The 16,108-nt window shown below is 54.8% G+C and carries 17 protein-coding genes; all 17 read left to right on the top strand.

Features of this window, described 5'->3' with window-relative positions; all coding sequences use genetic code 11:
* Positions 1-8 precede the first annotated feature (8 nt).
* The 17 genes from AC27KL_RS17305 to AC27KL_RS17225 all read left to right on the top strand — a co-directional run bounded on the left by AC27KL_RS17305 (position 9) and on the right by AC27KL_RS17225 (position 16,073).
* Positions 9-452: a GatB/YqeY domain-containing protein gene (locus AC27KL_RS17305; RefSeq protein WP_036712327.1), complete on the top strand. Its 444-nt coding sequence runs from the start codon at positions 9-11 to the stop codon at positions 450-452.
* Between the two features lie 293 nt (positions 453-745).
* Entirely contained in the window at positions 746-2,032 is a 1,287-nt protein-coding gene (locus tag AC27KL_RS17300; protein ID WP_487170521.1) for an NfeD family protein, read from the top strand.
* A 97-nt stretch (positions 2,033-2,129) separates the two neighbouring features.
* Positions 2,130-3,128, top strand: coding sequence for a flotillin-like protein FloA (gene floA, locus AC27KL_RS17295; protein ID WP_487170461.1), 999 nt, complete (start codon positions 2,130-2,132; stop codon positions 3,126-3,128).
* 14 nt (positions 3,129-3,142) lie between these two features.
* Positions 3,143-3,730, top strand: coding sequence for a hypothetical protein (locus AC27KL_RS17290; RefSeq protein WP_487170460.1), 588 nt, complete (start codon positions 3,143-3,145; stop codon positions 3,728-3,730).
* Positions 3,731-3,937: 207 nt separating this feature from the next.
* Positions 3,938-4,231, top strand: a complete 294-nt coding sequence (gene yqfC, locus AC27KL_RS17285) for a sporulation protein YqfC (protein ID WP_212947212.1) — start codon at positions 3,938-3,940, stop codon at positions 4,229-4,231.
* On the top strand, positions 4,228-5,427 hold the full coding sequence (gene yqfD / locus AC27KL_RS17280) for a sporulation protein YqfD (protein ID WP_487170459.1): 1,200 nt from the start codon (positions 4,228-4,230) through the stop codon (positions 5,425-5,427). Before yqfC ends, yqfD begins: the two co-directional genes overlap by 4 nt.
* 6 nt (positions 5,428-5,433) lie before the next feature.
* Complete coding sequence (locus AC27KL_RS17275) at positions 5,434-6,405, top strand: PhoH family protein (RefSeq protein ID WP_339324072.1); 972 nt, start codon at positions 5,434-5,436, stop codon at positions 6,403-6,405.
* Positions 6,406-6,419: 14 nt separating this feature from the next.
* Positions 6,420-8,678, top strand: coding sequence for an HD family phosphohydrolase (locus AC27KL_RS17270; RefSeq protein WP_339324073.1), 2,259 nt, complete (start codon positions 6,420-6,422; stop codon positions 8,676-8,678).
* 3 nt (positions 8,679-8,681) lie between these two features.
* Positions 8,682-9,179, top strand: a complete 498-nt coding sequence (gene ybeY, locus AC27KL_RS17265) for an rRNA maturation RNase YbeY (RefSeq protein WP_487170458.1) — start codon at positions 8,682-8,684, stop codon at positions 9,177-9,179.
* On the top strand, positions 9,179-9,562 hold the full coding sequence (locus tag AC27KL_RS17260) for a diacylglycerol kinase (RefSeq protein WP_487170457.1): 384 nt from the start codon (positions 9,179-9,181) through the stop codon (positions 9,560-9,562). The genes ybeY and AC27KL_RS17260 overlap by 1 nt, the downstream gene beginning before the upstream one ends.
* A gap of 28 nt (positions 9,563-9,590) precedes the next feature.
* Entirely contained in the window at positions 9,591-10,004 is a 414-nt protein-coding gene (locus AC27KL_RS17255; RefSeq protein ID WP_036712313.1) for a cytidine deaminase, read from the top strand.
* Between the two features lie 135 nt (positions 10,005-10,139).
* Complete coding sequence (gene era, locus AC27KL_RS17250) at positions 10,140-11,042, top strand: GTPase Era (RefSeq protein ID WP_339324075.1); 903 nt, start codon at positions 10,140-10,142, stop codon at positions 11,040-11,042.
* A gap of 112 nt (positions 11,043-11,154) precedes the next feature.
* Positions 11,155-11,310, top strand: a complete 156-nt coding sequence (locus AC27KL_RS17245) for a YqzL family protein (RefSeq protein ID WP_212947207.1) — start codon at positions 11,155-11,157, stop codon at positions 11,308-11,310.
* Positions 11,311-11,346: 36 nt separating this feature from the next.
* Positions 11,347-12,105: a DNA repair protein RecO gene (gene recO / locus AC27KL_RS17240; RefSeq protein WP_487170456.1), complete on the top strand. Its 759-nt coding sequence runs from the start codon at positions 11,347-11,349 to the stop codon at positions 12,103-12,105.
* Positions 12,106-12,476: 371 nt separating this feature from the next.
* Entirely contained in the window at positions 12,477-13,358 is an 882-nt protein-coding gene (gene glyQ, locus AC27KL_RS17235; RefSeq protein WP_212947205.1) for a glycine--tRNA ligase subunit alpha, read from the top strand.
* Positions 13,358-15,433, top strand: coding sequence for a glycine--tRNA ligase subunit beta (glyS, locus tag AC27KL_RS17230; protein ID WP_487170455.1), 2,076 nt, complete (start codon positions 13,358-13,360; stop codon positions 15,431-15,433). Before glyQ ends, glyS begins: the two co-directional genes overlap by 1 nt.
* A 181-nt stretch (positions 15,434-15,614) precedes the next feature.
* Positions 15,615-16,073 (top strand): YaiI/YqxD family protein, encoded by a 459-nt coding sequence (locus AC27KL_RS17225; RefSeq protein ID WP_036712307.1) that lies wholly within the window; start codon positions 15,615-15,617, stop codon positions 16,071-16,073.
* The last annotated feature ends 35 nt before the right edge of the window (positions 16,074-16,108 follow it).

Here is a 16,108-nt window from a genome sequence, read left to right as displayed (position 1 = left end):
GAACTATCATGAGTCTTAGCGAACGATTGAACGAAGATATGATACAAGCGATGAAGAGCAAAGACAAGTTCAAGCTCTCCACTATTCGAATGGTTCGTTCAACGATCAAGAATCTTGAAATAGATTTGAAAAGAACTTTGGATGACAACGAAGTGCTTGATATCCTCAGTCGTGAAATTAAACAGCGCAAAGATGCCCTCCAAGAATTTAAAAAAGCGGATCGAGACGATCTTGCAGCAAATGTCGAAGCAGAAATTGAGATTATCGGTCAGTATCTTCCCGCACAGCTTTCCGAAGAAGAAATAAAAGTTATTGTACAGCAGACCATCCAGGAAACCGGTGCTTCTTCGAAAGCCGACATGGGTAAAGTGATGAGCGCGCTAATGCCGAAAGTCAAAGGCCGCTCCGACGGAAAAGTTGTGAACCAAGTGGTTCAGCAATTTCTGCAATAAAACATAACGCAAAGCACCCCTTTTTTAAGGGGTGTTTTTTCATGTTTGGAGGCAATGGACCGTTCGATGGTCGAAAAAGCGCCGCGGATCCGCGAACAGCCTTTATGAATCTATGGTTCGGCGGGCATTTTTGTTCATAAACTGAAACGTTAAGCCTTCTGCTGCGTAATAAGTACCATATGCTGGACAGTATATTATAATTATGGTGAAAGGGGGGGAATTGGTTGGAACGATCCGAATGCGGGAACAGGTTTCACAGATGGCTGGTTCTTTTAATCATGCTGGTTTTGGGAATGGCTGCATCGTTTCCGAACCAGGCGGGGGCCGAAACGGCGAAGGTCGCGCCCGTTTACGTGATTCCGGTGGATCAAAAAATCGAAACTGGGCTAGAAAAATTCATGAAACGCGGATTTAAGGAAGCCGAAAAAATGAACGCGGGGCTGATCGTGCTCGATATCAATACGCCCGGCGGGCTGGTTACGACAGCGCAAAACATCGGAAAAATGATCCGCGAAAGCAAAATCGAAACGGTTGCATACATACGCGGAAATGCAGCTTCCGCAGGAAGTTACATCGCCTTGAACGCCGACAAAATCGCGATGTCCCCGGGAAGCATGATCGGCGCCGCCGCGATGGTGGACGGCACGGGCAAACGGGTGGAGGACCCGAAACTGGTGGCCGCCTGGAAATCGGAAATGGCGGCAGCCGCCGAATCAAGCGGCAGAAACGCCAAAATCGCGGCAGGCATGGCGGACATCAACATGGTGGTCGACATGCCGGAGATCGGGGAAACGAAAGAAAAAGGCGAGATTATCGCATTATCCAGCGAGCAGGCGCTAAAGGTCGGATACGCCGACAAAATTGCTTCATCGCCGGAGGAAGTCGTCTCATGGATGGGTTACGCGAACGATGACCTGATCCAGGTAGAGCGTACGGGCGCCGAAAAAATCGCGGCGTTTTTGACCCATCCCGTCGTGATGACGATTTTGCTGTTCCTCGGCATCGCCGGCATCGTGATCGAACTGATCGTTCCGGGATTCGGCGTCCCGGGCATCATCGGAGTCGCGGCTTTCGTGTTGTATTTCTTCGGGAATTACGTCGCGGGTTTCGCCGGCAATGAAACGTGGCTGCTCTTTATCGTGGGCCTGATCTTGATGATCTTGGAAATGTTCGTACCAAGCTTCGGCATTTTGGGCGTGCTGGGCGCCATCAGCCTGGTCGCCGGCGTGGTCCGGGCCGCCTACGACACGAGCCACGCCATGGTATCGCTCGGGATCGCGTTCATTGCGGCCTTGATCGTCGTGGTGATCGTAGCGTTCATCTTCAAAGAGCGTGGCATCTGGAACCGCTTTATCCTGAAAGAATCCCTGACCAAAGAGCAGGGATACGTGCCTACGGAAGCCCGGGAGTTTCTGGTCGGCAAGGAAGGCGTCAGCGTCACGCCGCTGCGTCCGGCGGGAACGGTCCTGATCGACGGCGAACGGGTGGACGTGGTGACGGAAGGGGAGTTCGTGCCGACGGATACCGCCGTGACCGTGATTCATGTCGAAGGCGCGCGCATTGTCGTCAAACCGAAATAAATCCCTTCGTTTGCGACGAATGGTGTAACATGGTAATTGCAGGGAAATCGCGGTGTCAAACCTGATCACCGCAAAAACAATGGGAGGATTCTATGTTATGACAAGTTCTTTGATCCCGATTCTGCTGATCGCAGTCGTGGTAATCATCGTATTAAGCGTATTTTTCAGCTTCTTTCCGCTTACGCTGTGGATTTCGGCCTTGGCCGCGGGCGTCCGTATCAGCATCATCACCTTGGTAGCCATGAGGCTACGCCGGGTAACGCCGAGCCGGATCGTCAATCCGCTGATCAAAGCAACGAAAGCGGGGCTTGGGCTGAATATCAATCAATTGGAAAGCCACTATCTGGCCGGCGGTAACGTAGACCGGGTAGTCAACGCCCTGATCGCCGCGCAGCGCGCGAACATTCCGCTGGAGTTCACCCGTGCGGCAGCGATCGATTTGGCGGGCCGCGACGTGCTGCAGGCCGTGCAAATGAGCGTCAACCCGCGCGTGATCGAAACGCCGGTCGTCGCCGCCGTGGCGAAAAACGGCATCGAAGTGAAAGTTAAAGCGCGGGTAACGGTCCGCGCAAACATCGACCGCCTCGTCGGCGGCGCGGGGGAAGAAACGATTATTGCCCGCGTCGGCGAAGGTATCGTAACGACCGTCGGTTCCAGCGACGCGCATAAGGACGTGCTGGAGAACCCGGACAGCATCTCCCGCACCGTGCTTGCCAAGGGGCTGGATGCGGGAACAGCGTTCGAGATTTTGTCCATCGATATCGCGGACGTGGACGTAGGCAAAAACATCGGCGCCTATCTGCAGACCGAGCAGGCTGAAGCCGATAAGCGCATCGCCCAGGCGAAAGCGGAAGAACGCCGCGCCATGGCCGTTGCGCAGGAGCAGGAAATGAAAGCCCGCGTCGTCGAGATGAGGGCGCGCGTCGTCGAATCCGAATCCGAAGTTCCGCTGGCGATGGCCGAAGCGCTCCGGTCGGGCAAAATCGGCGTGATGGATTACATGAACCTGAAAAATATCGAGGCGGATACGCAAATGAGAGGCTCGCTCGGCAAGCTGGGCGAGGGAGATCAGAACGGCTCCCAAAATAACAAGTAGGGAATGATGCATCCATGTGGATCTTGGAAAATTTCTATTGGATCCTGATTATCTTATTTGCGGTCATCTCCGCTTTAAGCAAAAGCGGCAAATCCAAGCAAAAACAAAATCCGCGGGGCATGCCGACGTTCGGCGGAGGCAACGGCAGGGATCGCAGGGACGCCCGGAAGGAGCCAAGGGGATTTTCGGGCTCCCCTGACGTTGCCGGCGAAGCTGCCGATTCCCGCAGATCTGCCGCAGGCGACGCGAACCTTTCGCGACGTAGGCATGCCGAGGCGTCCGGCCGGACTTCGCCGTTCGGCGATGCTCCGGTGGCCGGCCCGGATTATGACACCGGCGAGGGCGTGTCCGAAATGTGGCAGGACGGTCGGCCGGAAACGCTCGAAGATTCCAATGCGGCCATGCAGATGCACCTGGATCGGGTCAACGCCTCGCTGGACCGGATTGAACGGACGGAGACGGAGCCAGCGCCGTCTTTAGACCGGCAGGCGGAACAGCCGAGGCCCGTCTCGCGCCTGGCGAAGGAAGCCCGGAACGGCGTGGTCTGGGCCGAAATTCTCGGCCCGCCCCGGTCGAAACGGCCCTACGGCGGGCCCAAGTAAACCTTAGGGGCATCGAGCCTAAACCTTTTCATTTAAAAAGCCTTTTCTGTTTATCGGCATCCGATCAACAATCGGATCCGGGGCGGAAAAGGCTTTTTTCGTGCATGCGTACGAATCTTGTCCGTTTCCGTGAAACAGCCTGAAAACTCTCATAAATCGGCCGGACCGGGCATAAGTTGTAAAGTACAGGAAGGGGGAAGCCTTCGTATGACCCGGATCAGCCGCAGGCTGCGGAAATGGACAAATGAAGTGCTGGATTTGCCGCAGGACGTGTTGCTTGACCTGCCGCGGATTACCCTGGTTGGAAACAAGGAGTTGACCGTCGAGAATCACCAGGGCGTGCGTCATTTTTCGGAGAACAAAATGATTCTTTCCTTAAACCAGGGCGTGCTCGAAATCGAAGGCGCCGAACTCATGATCCGGGCGATATTGCCGCAGGAGGTCATGATCGAAGGAATCATCCGCAATATAAAATATACAGGAATGGGGGAGAGCTCATGAAAATACCTACACTTTCCGGCGTGCGCGGATGCGTACAGATCACGGTCAGGGGAGAAGGAATCAATCGCTTGATCAACGCTTTGGCGGAAGCGGGCATTCCCGTGTGGGATATCCGGCCCGCCAGCAACAACCAAACGGCAGACATGAAGCTGCTCCTGAGGGATTTTCATGCTCTTCGCCCCTTGCTAAAGCGGACAGGCTGCAGGATGCATGTCGCCCGCCGGATCGGTCTGCCTTTCCGTTTGGCCAAGCTGTACAAGCGTAAATTTTTCGCGGCCGGCATCGGCGCGTTTTTCCTGCTGCTGTTCGTTCTTTCTTCCCTGGTATGGAACATCAACGTGGTAGGCAACGAAAAAATTCCGACCGAAGATATTTTGAAGGCGGCGAAAGAGGAAGGCGTCCGGCCTTACCAGTGGATTTTCCGTTTGAAGGAACCGGACAAGCTGTCGCGCGCGCTCAGCCTCAAGCTGCCTGAAACGTCCTGGATCGGGATGGAAAGAAAAGGAACGACGATCACCATCCAGGTCGTGGAAGCCGAAAAGCCGGAGAAGGAGCCGCTTGCCAGCCCGCGCCATTTGGTGAGCAAGTCGGATGCGGTGATCACGAGCATTTATGCCGAGCAGGGGCGTCCGCTCGTTCAAAAAAACACGCGCGTCAAAAAAGGACAAGTGCTGATATCCGGCATTTTGGGCGACGGGGTGGCCCGTTCGCAGGTCGTGGTAGCCAAAGGCGAAGTGAAAGGCCTCGTTTGGCATGAATATCAGCTGGAGGTACCGCTCGTCCAGAAACGGAAAATATATACGGGAGAAAGGAAAGACAAAAGTTATCTCGTCCTCGGAAACCGCGCCATCCAGCTGTGGGGTTACGGGAAAGAGCCGTTTGCGAAATCCGAGACGCTCACCGAACGCGATCCGCTCACTTGGCGTTCCATCGCCCTTCCGATCGGTTGGATGACGGAAAAGGTCATGGAGGTTACGGAAACGCAGGAGACGCTGCAGCCCGAAGAGGCGAAAAAGTTGGGGCTTGAAGCGGCAATTCGCGATATTTTGGCGAAATACGGCAACGATTCGCAGATCATCAGCCAAAAAATTTTGCATGAGAAGAGAGAGAATGGTAAAGTTTATATGAAAGTGCTTTTTGAGGTGGAAGAAAAGATTGCCGAAGAACTTCCCATAGTTCAAAGTCAAGGAGAATGAGGCTATTTGTCAGAAAAAAACCACAGCGCGCAAATTTCATTGCATAGTGCAGGCGAAGGCCTGTCCATTTTCGGACCTCAGGATATGTTTTTGAAGATGATCGAAGCGCAGATCCCGGCCCAGATCGTCTCCCGGGAGGCGGAAATCACGATCCGCGGGGAACTGCGGGACGTGCAGGTGGTCGAGCATCTGTTCGAAGTTCTGCTTGAGCTCGTCCGGAACGGTTATATCCTTTCGGAACGGGACGTCGCCTATGCCATCGACCTTGCCAAGGATTTTCGGGCCGACCAGCTGCTCGATCTGTTCAAGGGAGAAATCACGACCACGTTTCGCGGCAAGCCGATCCGGGTCAAGACCATCGGCCAGAAGCACTATGTAACGACCATCCGCAAGCGGGACATCGTGTTCGGAATCGGGCCTGCCGGTACGGGGAAAACCTATCTGGCGGTCGTGTTGGCCGTTGCCGCTTTGAAGGAAGGCGCCGTCAAACGCATCGTGCTCACGCGTCCGGCCGTCGAGGCGGGAGAAAGCCTCGGGTTTCTGCCGGGGGATTTACAGGAAAAGGTTGACCCGTATTTGCGTCCGCTTTATGATGCCCTGTACGACGTGATGGGCCCGGAGCAGACGGCCAAAGCGCTCGAAAGAGGACTGATCGAAATCGCGCCGCTCGCGTATATGCGCGGCCGTACGCTGGACGACTCCTTCATCATTTTGGACGAAGCCCAGAACACGACCCCTGAACAAATGAAAATGTTTTTGACCCGTCTCGGCTTTGGCTCGAAAATGGTCATCACCGGCGACGTGACGCAAATCGACTTGCCGCGGGGCAAAAAATCCGGGCTGATCGAGGCGAAACATATACTGGAAGGCATCGAGGAGATCGGCTTCGTTCATTTCGCCGAGCAGGATGTCGTCCGTCACTCTCTCGTTCAAAAAATAATCACTGCTTACGACAAAGCTGCAGAAAATCAAGATTAGAGGGGATTATCTTTATGACTTCGAAAGAAACGTCATCAGGCAAATCTTTCTCAATGAAACATGTCGGCTGGAAACATAGCGCAGGGACCCGCTATGTTCTCTTTTTATGTCTGGCTGTGCTGTTTTATGTCAGTCTGGCTCCGAATCTGCTCCCGGAACGGTACAACATCCACGTAGGGGCGCGCAGCGAGAAAGAAATCCGGGCGCCGATGCAAATCCCGAACAATAAGGCGACGCTGAAGGCGCAGGAGCAGGAAGCGGAACGCGTGCAGCCGATTTATACGATCGTGACGGTGCCGAACGAAAATCTGGTCGTGTCCATTTTGGATCGGATCGACCGGCTGAACCAGGATGACCAGGTATCACGCGAAGATAAAATCGCCATCTATAAGCTTGAAATCCCGCAGCGGGCCAAGGACTTTATTCAAAATTTCGTCAATGCCAACCGGTCGTCGGCGAACTACTCGGACAAGCTGCTGGATGAAATGCTGAAGGTGACCAACCAGCAGAGCTATAAAATTCCGGAAGAGACGTTCATCAAAATTCCGCGGCTCACTTCCCAGGACATCGCCGAAATGAAACCCGTCGCCCGGGAGATCGTATCCCGCCTGACCAACGACCAGGTCGTCGAGGCGCAGGCGGCCCGCGCGAAAGTGGCGGAGCTCGTCAGCGCCAGCACGCTCAACCAGCGGACGGCCCGGGAGGTCGTGCAGGAGCTGTCCAAGCTTGCCATCACGGCGAACAAATTCTACGATGAGGAAGCGACCAAGGAAGCCAAGGTGCAAGCGAGGGAAAACACCCAGCCGGTGTACATCAAGCAGGGCGACGTGCTGGTCGCGAAAGGGCAGCTGATCACGGAAGATTTGTACAATCTGCTCGATGACAACGGTTTGCTTAAAAACGAAGTCAATTATTGGCCTCAGCTGGGGCTGCTCATGCTGTCTTTGCTGATGTCCGGGGGCTTGCTGCTGTTTATCCGGCAGACGGACCCGAACAAATTCAAGTACAACAACTCGCAGCTTCTGATGCTTGTACTGATCTTTATTATTACCGTCATCTCCATGCATTTGGCCGGCATCCTGCAAAGCACGGAAAGGCCTTACATCGGATACGTCGCGCCCGTGGCGATCGGGGCTACGCTCGTGACGCTGCTGCTGGACATGACGCTGGCGTATTTTTGCTCGATGTTGTTCTGCATTTTGGCCAGCGTCATTTTGAACGTGCATCAGGGACAGATGTTCGACTTTACCTTCGGATTTTTTTCGCTGGTCGCATCGGTGGTGGCCATCTTTTCGATCCACCGCGCGAGCCAGCGGTCCACGCTGCTCAAGGGCGGCATTATGGTCTGCCTGTTCGGTTCGCTGTCGGTATTCATCATGACGGTGATCGGGAGCGGCGGCCAATGGAATCAGATCCAGACGCTTTACGCGATCGGTTTCGCTTTTGCCGGCGGCCTGCTCACCGCCATTTTGGCGATCGGGCTGATGCCGTTTTTCGAAGTCACGTTCGGCATTTTGTCGGCGCTGAAGCTGGTCGAGCTGTCCAACCCCAACCATCCGCTGCTGCGGAAGCTGCTGACGGAGACGCCGGGCACCTATCACCACAGCGTGATGGTCGGCAATCTGTCCGAAGCCGCCGCGGAGGCGATCGGCGCGGACGGGCTGCTCTGCCGCGTGGGTTCGTATTACCACGATATCGGGAAAACCAAACGGCCGAGTTATTTCATCGAAAACCAGAACAATATGGGGAACCCGCATGATAACCTGGACCCGAAAATGAGCAAATCGATCATCATCGCCCATGCGCGGGACGGGGTGGAAATGCTGAAGGAATATAAAATTCCGAAGCCGATCCGGGATATCGCCGAGCAGCACCACGGCACGACGTTCCTCCAGTATTTCTACCACAAGGCGCTCCGCCTGGCGGAAGAGCAGGGCAAGGAGCCCGATTTTACCGAGGAGGATTTCCGTTATCCCGGTCCGAAAGCCCAGTCCAAGGAATCGGCCGTCATCGGCATTGCCGACAGCGTGGAAGCGGCGGTGCGTTCCTTGCGGAACCCGACCGTGGATCAGGTGGAATCGATGATCGAAAAAATCATCAAAAGCCGGCTGGACGATCACCAATTCAATGACTGCGACTTGACGATGAAGGAACTGGACATCATCGCCAAAACGCTAAAAGAAAGCGTCATGGGGATCTTCCATTCCAGGATCGAATATCCGGAAGAAATCAAAAAGAACAAAACGACTGAAGAAACGAGAAGGAGCGGTTAGAACATGGGACTGCAGCTAGCATGGACGAACGAGCAGCAGGAGCTTGCAATCGGCGACGAACTGATCGCGACGCTCGAGCTGCTGCTGCAAAAAGCGGGCGAGGCCGAAGGCATCCAGGAAGGCGAAGTGGCGCTGACGTTCGTCGATGACCAACAAATTCATGAACTGAATAAGGAGTACCGCGGCATCGACCGCCCCACGGACGTGCTTTCCTTTGCCATGAACGAACATACGGACGAAGAGCTGGACATCGTTTACGAGCTGGAAGAGGGAGAAGAGCTTGCGGATCTGCCCGAAATGCTCGGGGATATTATCATTTCCGTGAATCGCGCGCAGGCGCAAAGCGAAGAATATGGACATTCCCTGGAACGTGAAATCGGATTTCTGTTCGTTCACGGATTCCTGCACCTGCTGGGCTACGACCATCAGGACAAAGAAAGCGAAGCCGAAATGATGGGCAAACAGGAAGCGGTCCTGGCCGAAGTGGGGCTTACGCGTTAATGCCGAAAAGGACGTTTTGGGCCGCGTTCGGATATGCGGCGCAAGGGATTGTTTACGCGCTGCGGACGCAGCGCAACATGAAAATCCATGCGGCGGCGGCCGTGGCCGTCATAGCGGCGGCGGCGCTGCTGCATGTATCGTGGGAAAGATGGGTCGCGCTTTTGTTTGCGATTGCGCTCGTCATGGCCCTGGAACTGGTCAACACGGCGCTGGAGTCGGTGGTGGATTTGGCGTCGCCCGAACTCCATCCGCTGGCCAAAGCGGCCAAAGATACGGCTGCCGGCGCAGTGCTGCTGGCAGCTGTTTTTGCCGCCATCACCGGGGTGATCGTGTTTTATCATCCGGTAATTGGCCTTTTAGGCTGGGGCGGACCCCATCAATAGTTTTTCGGAATTCGAAGGAGGATCATCCATGGAATCAGCATTGTTATTGCAAGAAGCGATTAAAGCTCGCATGAACGCCTATACGCCGTATTCCCATTTTGGCGTCGGCGCTGCGCTGCTCGATCAGGAAGGACATGTCCACCATGGCTGCAACGTCGAAAACGCGGCGTTCGGGCCTACCAACTGCGCGGAACGTACGGCATTGTTCCGTGCGATCGCCGACGGGCACAAAGCGGGAAGCTTTCAGGCGATTGCCGTCGTCGGCGATACCGAAGGGCCGATTTCCCCTTGCGGCGTGTGCCGGCAGGTCCTGCTCGAACTGTGCAAGCCGGACATGAAAGTCATCTTGGGGAACCTGAAAGGCGACATGATGGAAACGACGGTAAGCGAGCTGCTTCCGGGGGCTTTTGGTCCTTCGGATCTGGATCGTGCCAAGAAGTAATATAAGCAGCATTCTTTTTTGGGGCCCGTTTCCGCGGCCGGGTTCGGTTCGTCCGTCCCGGCCTTAGCGGATTCAGGGCCCCGGACGGTCTTTCGCGAAATGCGGGAGGATCATTTAAGGAGGTCATGTGTCAATATGGCGAAACCGGCATTCAAATCCGGCTTTGTGGCAATCGTCGGCCGGCCGAACGTAGGCAAATCCACGCTGATGAATCAGGTCATCGGACAAAAAATCGCGATCATGTCCGACAAGCCGCAAACGACGCGAAATAAAATCCACGGGGTATACACGACCGAGGAAACCCAGATCGTATTTCTCGATACGCCCGGCATTCATAAGCGCCAATCGAAGCTTGGCGATTACATGAACCAAACCGCGCTGAATACGCTGAAGGAAGTGGAGGCCGTATTATTCCTGGCCGACGTTTCGGAAGGATTGGGCGGCGGGGACCGGTTTATTATCGAACAGCTGAAGGGCGTAAAGACGCCGGTCATTCTCGTGCTGAACAAAATCGACAAAATCGAGCCGGATGCGCTGCTTCCGATCATCGACGAATACAGCAAGCTGCATGAGTTTGCGGAAATCGTGCCGATTTCGGCTTTGAGCGGCAACAACGTGAACCGCCTGCTTGAACAGGTGGAAAAGTATTTGCCCGAAGGCCCGCAGTATTATCCGGCCGACCAGGTAACGGACCATCCGGAGCAATTTGTTTGCGCCGAGCTGATCCGCGAAAAAATTCTGCATATGACCCGCGAGGAAGTGCCGCATTCGATTGCGGTAACGATCGAGGACATGCGCGTGCAGGAGAACGGGGTCGTATACATTTCGGCCGTCATTTTCGTCGAAAGGGATTCCCAGAAAGGCATTATCATCGGGAAGCAAGGCGCCCTGCTCAAGGAAGTCGGCAAACAAGCCCGGCAGGACATTCAAAATTTGCTGGGTTCGAAGATATTTTTGGAATTGTGGGTCAAAGTAAAAAAAGACTGGCGCAACCAGGAACGCGTGCTTCGTGACCTCGGCTTCCACCGCGACGCCTAACCGGCGGCGCCCGCACTCATCTGGCAGGAATTGCTTTACATAGATCCGGTTCGTTCGCCGCATCCTATTTTTGAAGATGCAGACGCCATTTCCAAAGAAAGGATGAATACGAATGCGAGACTTTTCGTGGAAGTATTTTGCGATGACTGGAGATGTGGATGCTTACCTGCTCTATAAGGAATACGCGGGCATGTCGGTAGAGGAAGCGGCTGCGGCGCCGGAGATGGCGGCAGCGGAAGAGACGGGGAATTATGAAGAAAACGAATGATTTGTGGCTGCTCCGGGAATGGCTGGGGGAAGAGGCATGCTATACAGGGTGGAAGGGATCGTCATCCGCAGCATGGACTACGGCGAAGGGAACAAAATCATTACGATTTGCACCGAAAACTCGGGCAAAGTAGGCGTGCTGGTCCGCGGGTCCAAAAAGGTCAAAAGCCGCCACGCTGCTTTAACGCAGCTGTTTACGGAAGCGGAATACGTCTTTTTCAGGAACGGAACGGGCCTTGGAACGCTAAACTCCGGCGAAATCATGAACTCGCATCACGGCCTGAGGCAGGATTTGATTTTGGCGGCGTATGCGTCCTATGCCTGCGAGCTTCTTGACAAGGTCCTGCAGGACGAGGAAACGGGAAGCTTTTGGTATCAGCAGTTAAAGGCTTGCCTGAACGCGCTGGAGGAAGGCAAAGATCCCGGAATTATCATCAATCTGTACGAAATGAAAATTCTTCAGGCGGCGGGATACGGACCCGAACTCCTTTCCTGCATTTCTTGCGGCAAGGATTTGAGCGAAGACGACCATGCGTCCGTAAGCCCGAGATTGGGCGGCGTATTGTGCCGGTCCTGCAGGCATCTGGATCCGCCGGCGATGAACCTGTCGCCCAAGAGCTTGAAGCTGCTGCGGCTGTTCGCCAGGCTCGACCTTCGAAGACTGGGCCACGTCGACGTCAAAGACGAAACGAAAGCCGAGCTTAAAGCCGTTATGCGCGCTTTTATGGACATGCAGCTCGGACTTAAACTGAAGTCGCAAAGCTTTTTGGATCAGATGGAAAAGTACGGACTGTAACGATGTTGACTTCTCTTTGGGAATCCGGTAATATATATAAAGTTTCTATTCATTGTCTGACATGCGTTGAACGGAAGAGTAGTGGATTTCGGATTCCCAGCAGCGAACCGGGGACGGTGCGAGCCCGGTGGAACGGATTCATGAAAGGCAGCCGGGAGCATGAGATGAAATCGGCTAAAAAGTGGATTGCGGTTCTCCGGTAACGGGAACGGCAGTCAAGTAGGGTGGAACCGCGGGAATGACAGCTCTCGTCCCTATGTCTGTGTTTGCAGGCATGGGCGGGAGCTTTTTGATGTCCCGGTGATGGCCTGCAGCGGATGAAGCAAGCTGACAACCATTGCAATGCCATGATTAGTAAAGGAGAGGCTCATATGAACTTTCAGCAGATGATTTTGACCCTGCAGCAGTTTTGGGCAGCACAGAATTGCATTATCGTGAACCCTTACGACACGGAAAAAGGCGCCGGCACGATGAACCCGATGACCTTTTTGCGGTCGCTGGGACCTGAACCGTGGAAGGTGGCATACGTCGAGCCTTCGCGCCGTCCTTCCGACGGACGTTACGGCGAAAACCCGAACCGTTTGTACCAGCACCACCAGTTCCAGGTCATCATCAAACCTTCGCCGGACAACATCCAGGAACTGTACCTGGAAAGCTTGAAGGCGCTGGGCGTGGATGCGCTGCACCATGATATTCGCTTTGTCGAGGATAACTGGGAGAATCCGTCGCTCGGCTGCGCCGGCCTTGGCTGGGAAGTATGGCTTGACGGGATGGAAATTACCCAGTTTACGTACTTCCAGCAGGTGGGCGGGATCGAGACGCATCCGGTATCCGTCGAAATCACGTACGGCATGGAACGCCTCGCTTCCTACATTCAGGAAAAAGAAAATGTGTTCGATCTGGAATGGGTGGACGGCATCACTTACGGGGATGTGTTCCATCAGCCGGAATACGAGCATTCGAAATACACGTTCGAAGTGTCCGACGTCAAAATGCTGTTTACCCTTTTCAACATGTACGAACAAGAAGCCAAAAAAGCGATGGATCAAAACCTGGTGTTCCCGGCTTACGATTACGTGCTGAAATGCTCGCACACCTTTAACCTTCTCGATGCCCGCGGCGCCATCAGCGTTACCGAGCGAACCGGCTATATCACCCGGGTGCGCAACCTGGCCCGCCAGGTCGCCGCGACGTACGTGGAGGAACGCGAGAAGCTCGGCTTCCCGCTGCTGAAGAAAGGAGGCGACCTGTAATGGCTAAGGATCTGTTGTTTGAAATCGGTCTGGAGGAAGTGCCTGCGCGCTTTTTGCGGGCCGCGATGGAGCAGTTGAAGGAAAAAACGGTTCAATGGCTGGAACAATCCCGTTTGTCGCACGGTGCCGTAGAGGCTTATGCCACCCCGCGCCGTTTGTCGGTGCTCGTGCATGGCGTGGCGGAGAAACAGGACGACGTGGAGGAAGAAGTCAAGGGCCCTTCCCGCAAAATCGCCCAGGACGAAAACGGAAACTGGAGCAAAGCGGCGCTAGGTTTCGCGCGCGGGCAAGGCGTGGATCCGGAGCAGTTTACCTTTAAGGAACTGAACGGCGTCGAATACATCTACGTGACCAAAAGCAGCACGGGCGTCGATACGGCATCCATTTTGGCCGAAGGTTTGCTCGGCATTTTGTCTTCGATGAACTTCCCGAAAAACATGCGTTGGGGAAGTTACGATTATAAATTCGTCCGCCCGATCCGCTGGCTCGTCGCCATGTTCGGCTCCGACGTCATCGATTTGGAAGTGACCGGCGTAAAATCCGGCAACGTGACGCGCGGGCACCGTTTCCTCGGAACCGAAGCCGTGCTTTCCGATGCTTCCGAATACCGGGAAGCCCTCCGTTCCCAGCATGTCATCGTGGACGTGAAGGAACGCGAAAACATGATCCTGGAACAGATCGGAAAACTCGCGCAGGAGAAAAACTGGAAAATCGCCATCAAGGACGATTTGCTCGAGGAAGTGCTTTTCCTGGTCGAAACGCCGACCGTATTGTTCGGAACGTTCGATCCGTCGTTCCTGAACATTCCGCAGGAAGTGCTAATCACGTCCATGCGGGAGCATCAGCGTTATTTCCCGGTGCTTGACGAACAGGGCAAGCTGCTGCCGTTTTTCGTGACGGTGCGCAACGGCGACGACCGTTCGCTCGACGTCATTGCCAAAGGGAACGAAAAGGTGCTGCGCGCACGGCTGTCCGATGCGAAATTTTTCTACGACGAAGACCAAAAGCTTGAAATCAAGGACGCGCTGTCCAAGCTGGAAAGCATCGTCTTCCATGAAGAGCTCGGCACGGTGGGCGACAAAGTCCGCCGCATTCGCAAAATCGCCGACCAGCTGGGCGAAGCGCTGCAAATCTCCGGAACGGAGCAGGAATACGTCAGCCGCGCCGCGGACATCTGCAAATTCGACCTCGTGACGCAAATGGTATACGAGTTTCCGGAACTGCAGGGGGTTATGGGCGAAGATTACGCGCGCAAGGCCGGAGAAAAAGAAGCGGTCGCCAAAGCGGTGTTCGAGCATTACCAGCCGCGTTCCGCGTCGGACGATTTGCCTGCTTCCCTGGTAGGTTCGATCATCAGCATCGCGGATAAAATCGACACGATCGTGGGCTGCTTCTCGATCGGCATCATCCCGACGGGATCCCAGGATCCGTACGCCCTGCGCCGCCAATCCCAAGGGATCGTTCAAATTCTGCTCGCGAAGCAAATGCCGCTGACGCTTTCGCAAATTTTCGGCATCGCCATCGACGTTCATGCCCAATTCCGGGAATTGAAACGCGAGGGCGGCGAAATCCGCAAAGACCTTGAGGAATTTTTCGGCCTGCGCGTGAAAAAGCTGCTGTCCGAAAACCTCCGATACGACGTCGTCGACGCCGTCATTGCCGCAGGATTCGACGACGTGATGTCCATCGTGTCCCGCGGGGATGCGCTGATGAACGCCGTGGGCGGCGACGACGAGTTCAAAACGACGGTCGAGTCCTTCAACCGGGTAAGCAATCTCGCCGCGAAAGCCTCCAAGGCTGCGGTCAGCGAAAGCTTGCTTCAGGAAGAGGCGGAAAAGGAACTGCACGCCGCTTGGCTGCAGGTGCAGAAGCCGTACTCCACCGCTCTTGAACAGCGGGACGGGGCCAAGGCGCTGGGCATTTTGGGCGAACTGAAACCGGCCATCACGAATTTCTTCGATTCCGTCATGGTCATGGCCGAAGACGAAAAAGTCCGGGCCAACCGCTTGGGACTTCTCGCGCAAATCGATCAGGGCTTAAAGCAGTTTGCCGATTTTAATAAGCTTGTCTGGTAGGATATAGATTCGCCGAACGTACGGAACGGGAAAGCACCCAGTGCTGGCCTGTTCCGTATTTTCGGAAAGCTGTCAGAAGTTGTTATTGGGCCGCAAGAAGGATTTTCGCATCCATTGGGCGTATATTACGTATATACGAGTATGGCAAACCATGATTACAGGGTGATATATTCTGGCTGATATGCATACGATCCACATCGTCGTCGACGGGGACGCCTGTCCCGTAAAGCGTGAAATTGGCGAGACAGCTAGAGCCTTCCGCATTCCTGTGCTGATGGTTTCTTCTTATGACCATTTTATCGAGGCCGAAGAGGGCGTTCAAACGATCCAGGTCGACCGCAGCGACCAAAGCGCGGACCTGTACATCGCCAACCACATCCAAGCCGGTGACGTCGTCGCGACGCAGGACTACGGTTTGGCCGCGCTTGCCCTTGCGAAAGGCTGCCATGCGATATCGTTCCGGGGGCAAAGCTATACGCGGGAAAATATCGAATTCATGCTCGATCGGCGCCATCATCAGGCCAAAGCCAGGCGAAGAGGCAGCTACGGCAAAGGCCCGAAACCGATGACGCAGGCGGACAAATTGCTTTTTCAACAGAAACTGACAAAACTTTTGCGCAGATTGCAGGAGAATGTTTAACAGTAGCGAATAATATTTTACGTGCCAAAAAGAGA

This window comes from Paenibacillus sp. YAE3, assembly GCF_057546105.1.
The sequence above is the reverse complement of the archived record's forward strand: the minus strand, read 5'-3'. Positions and strand labels throughout refer to the sequence as shown.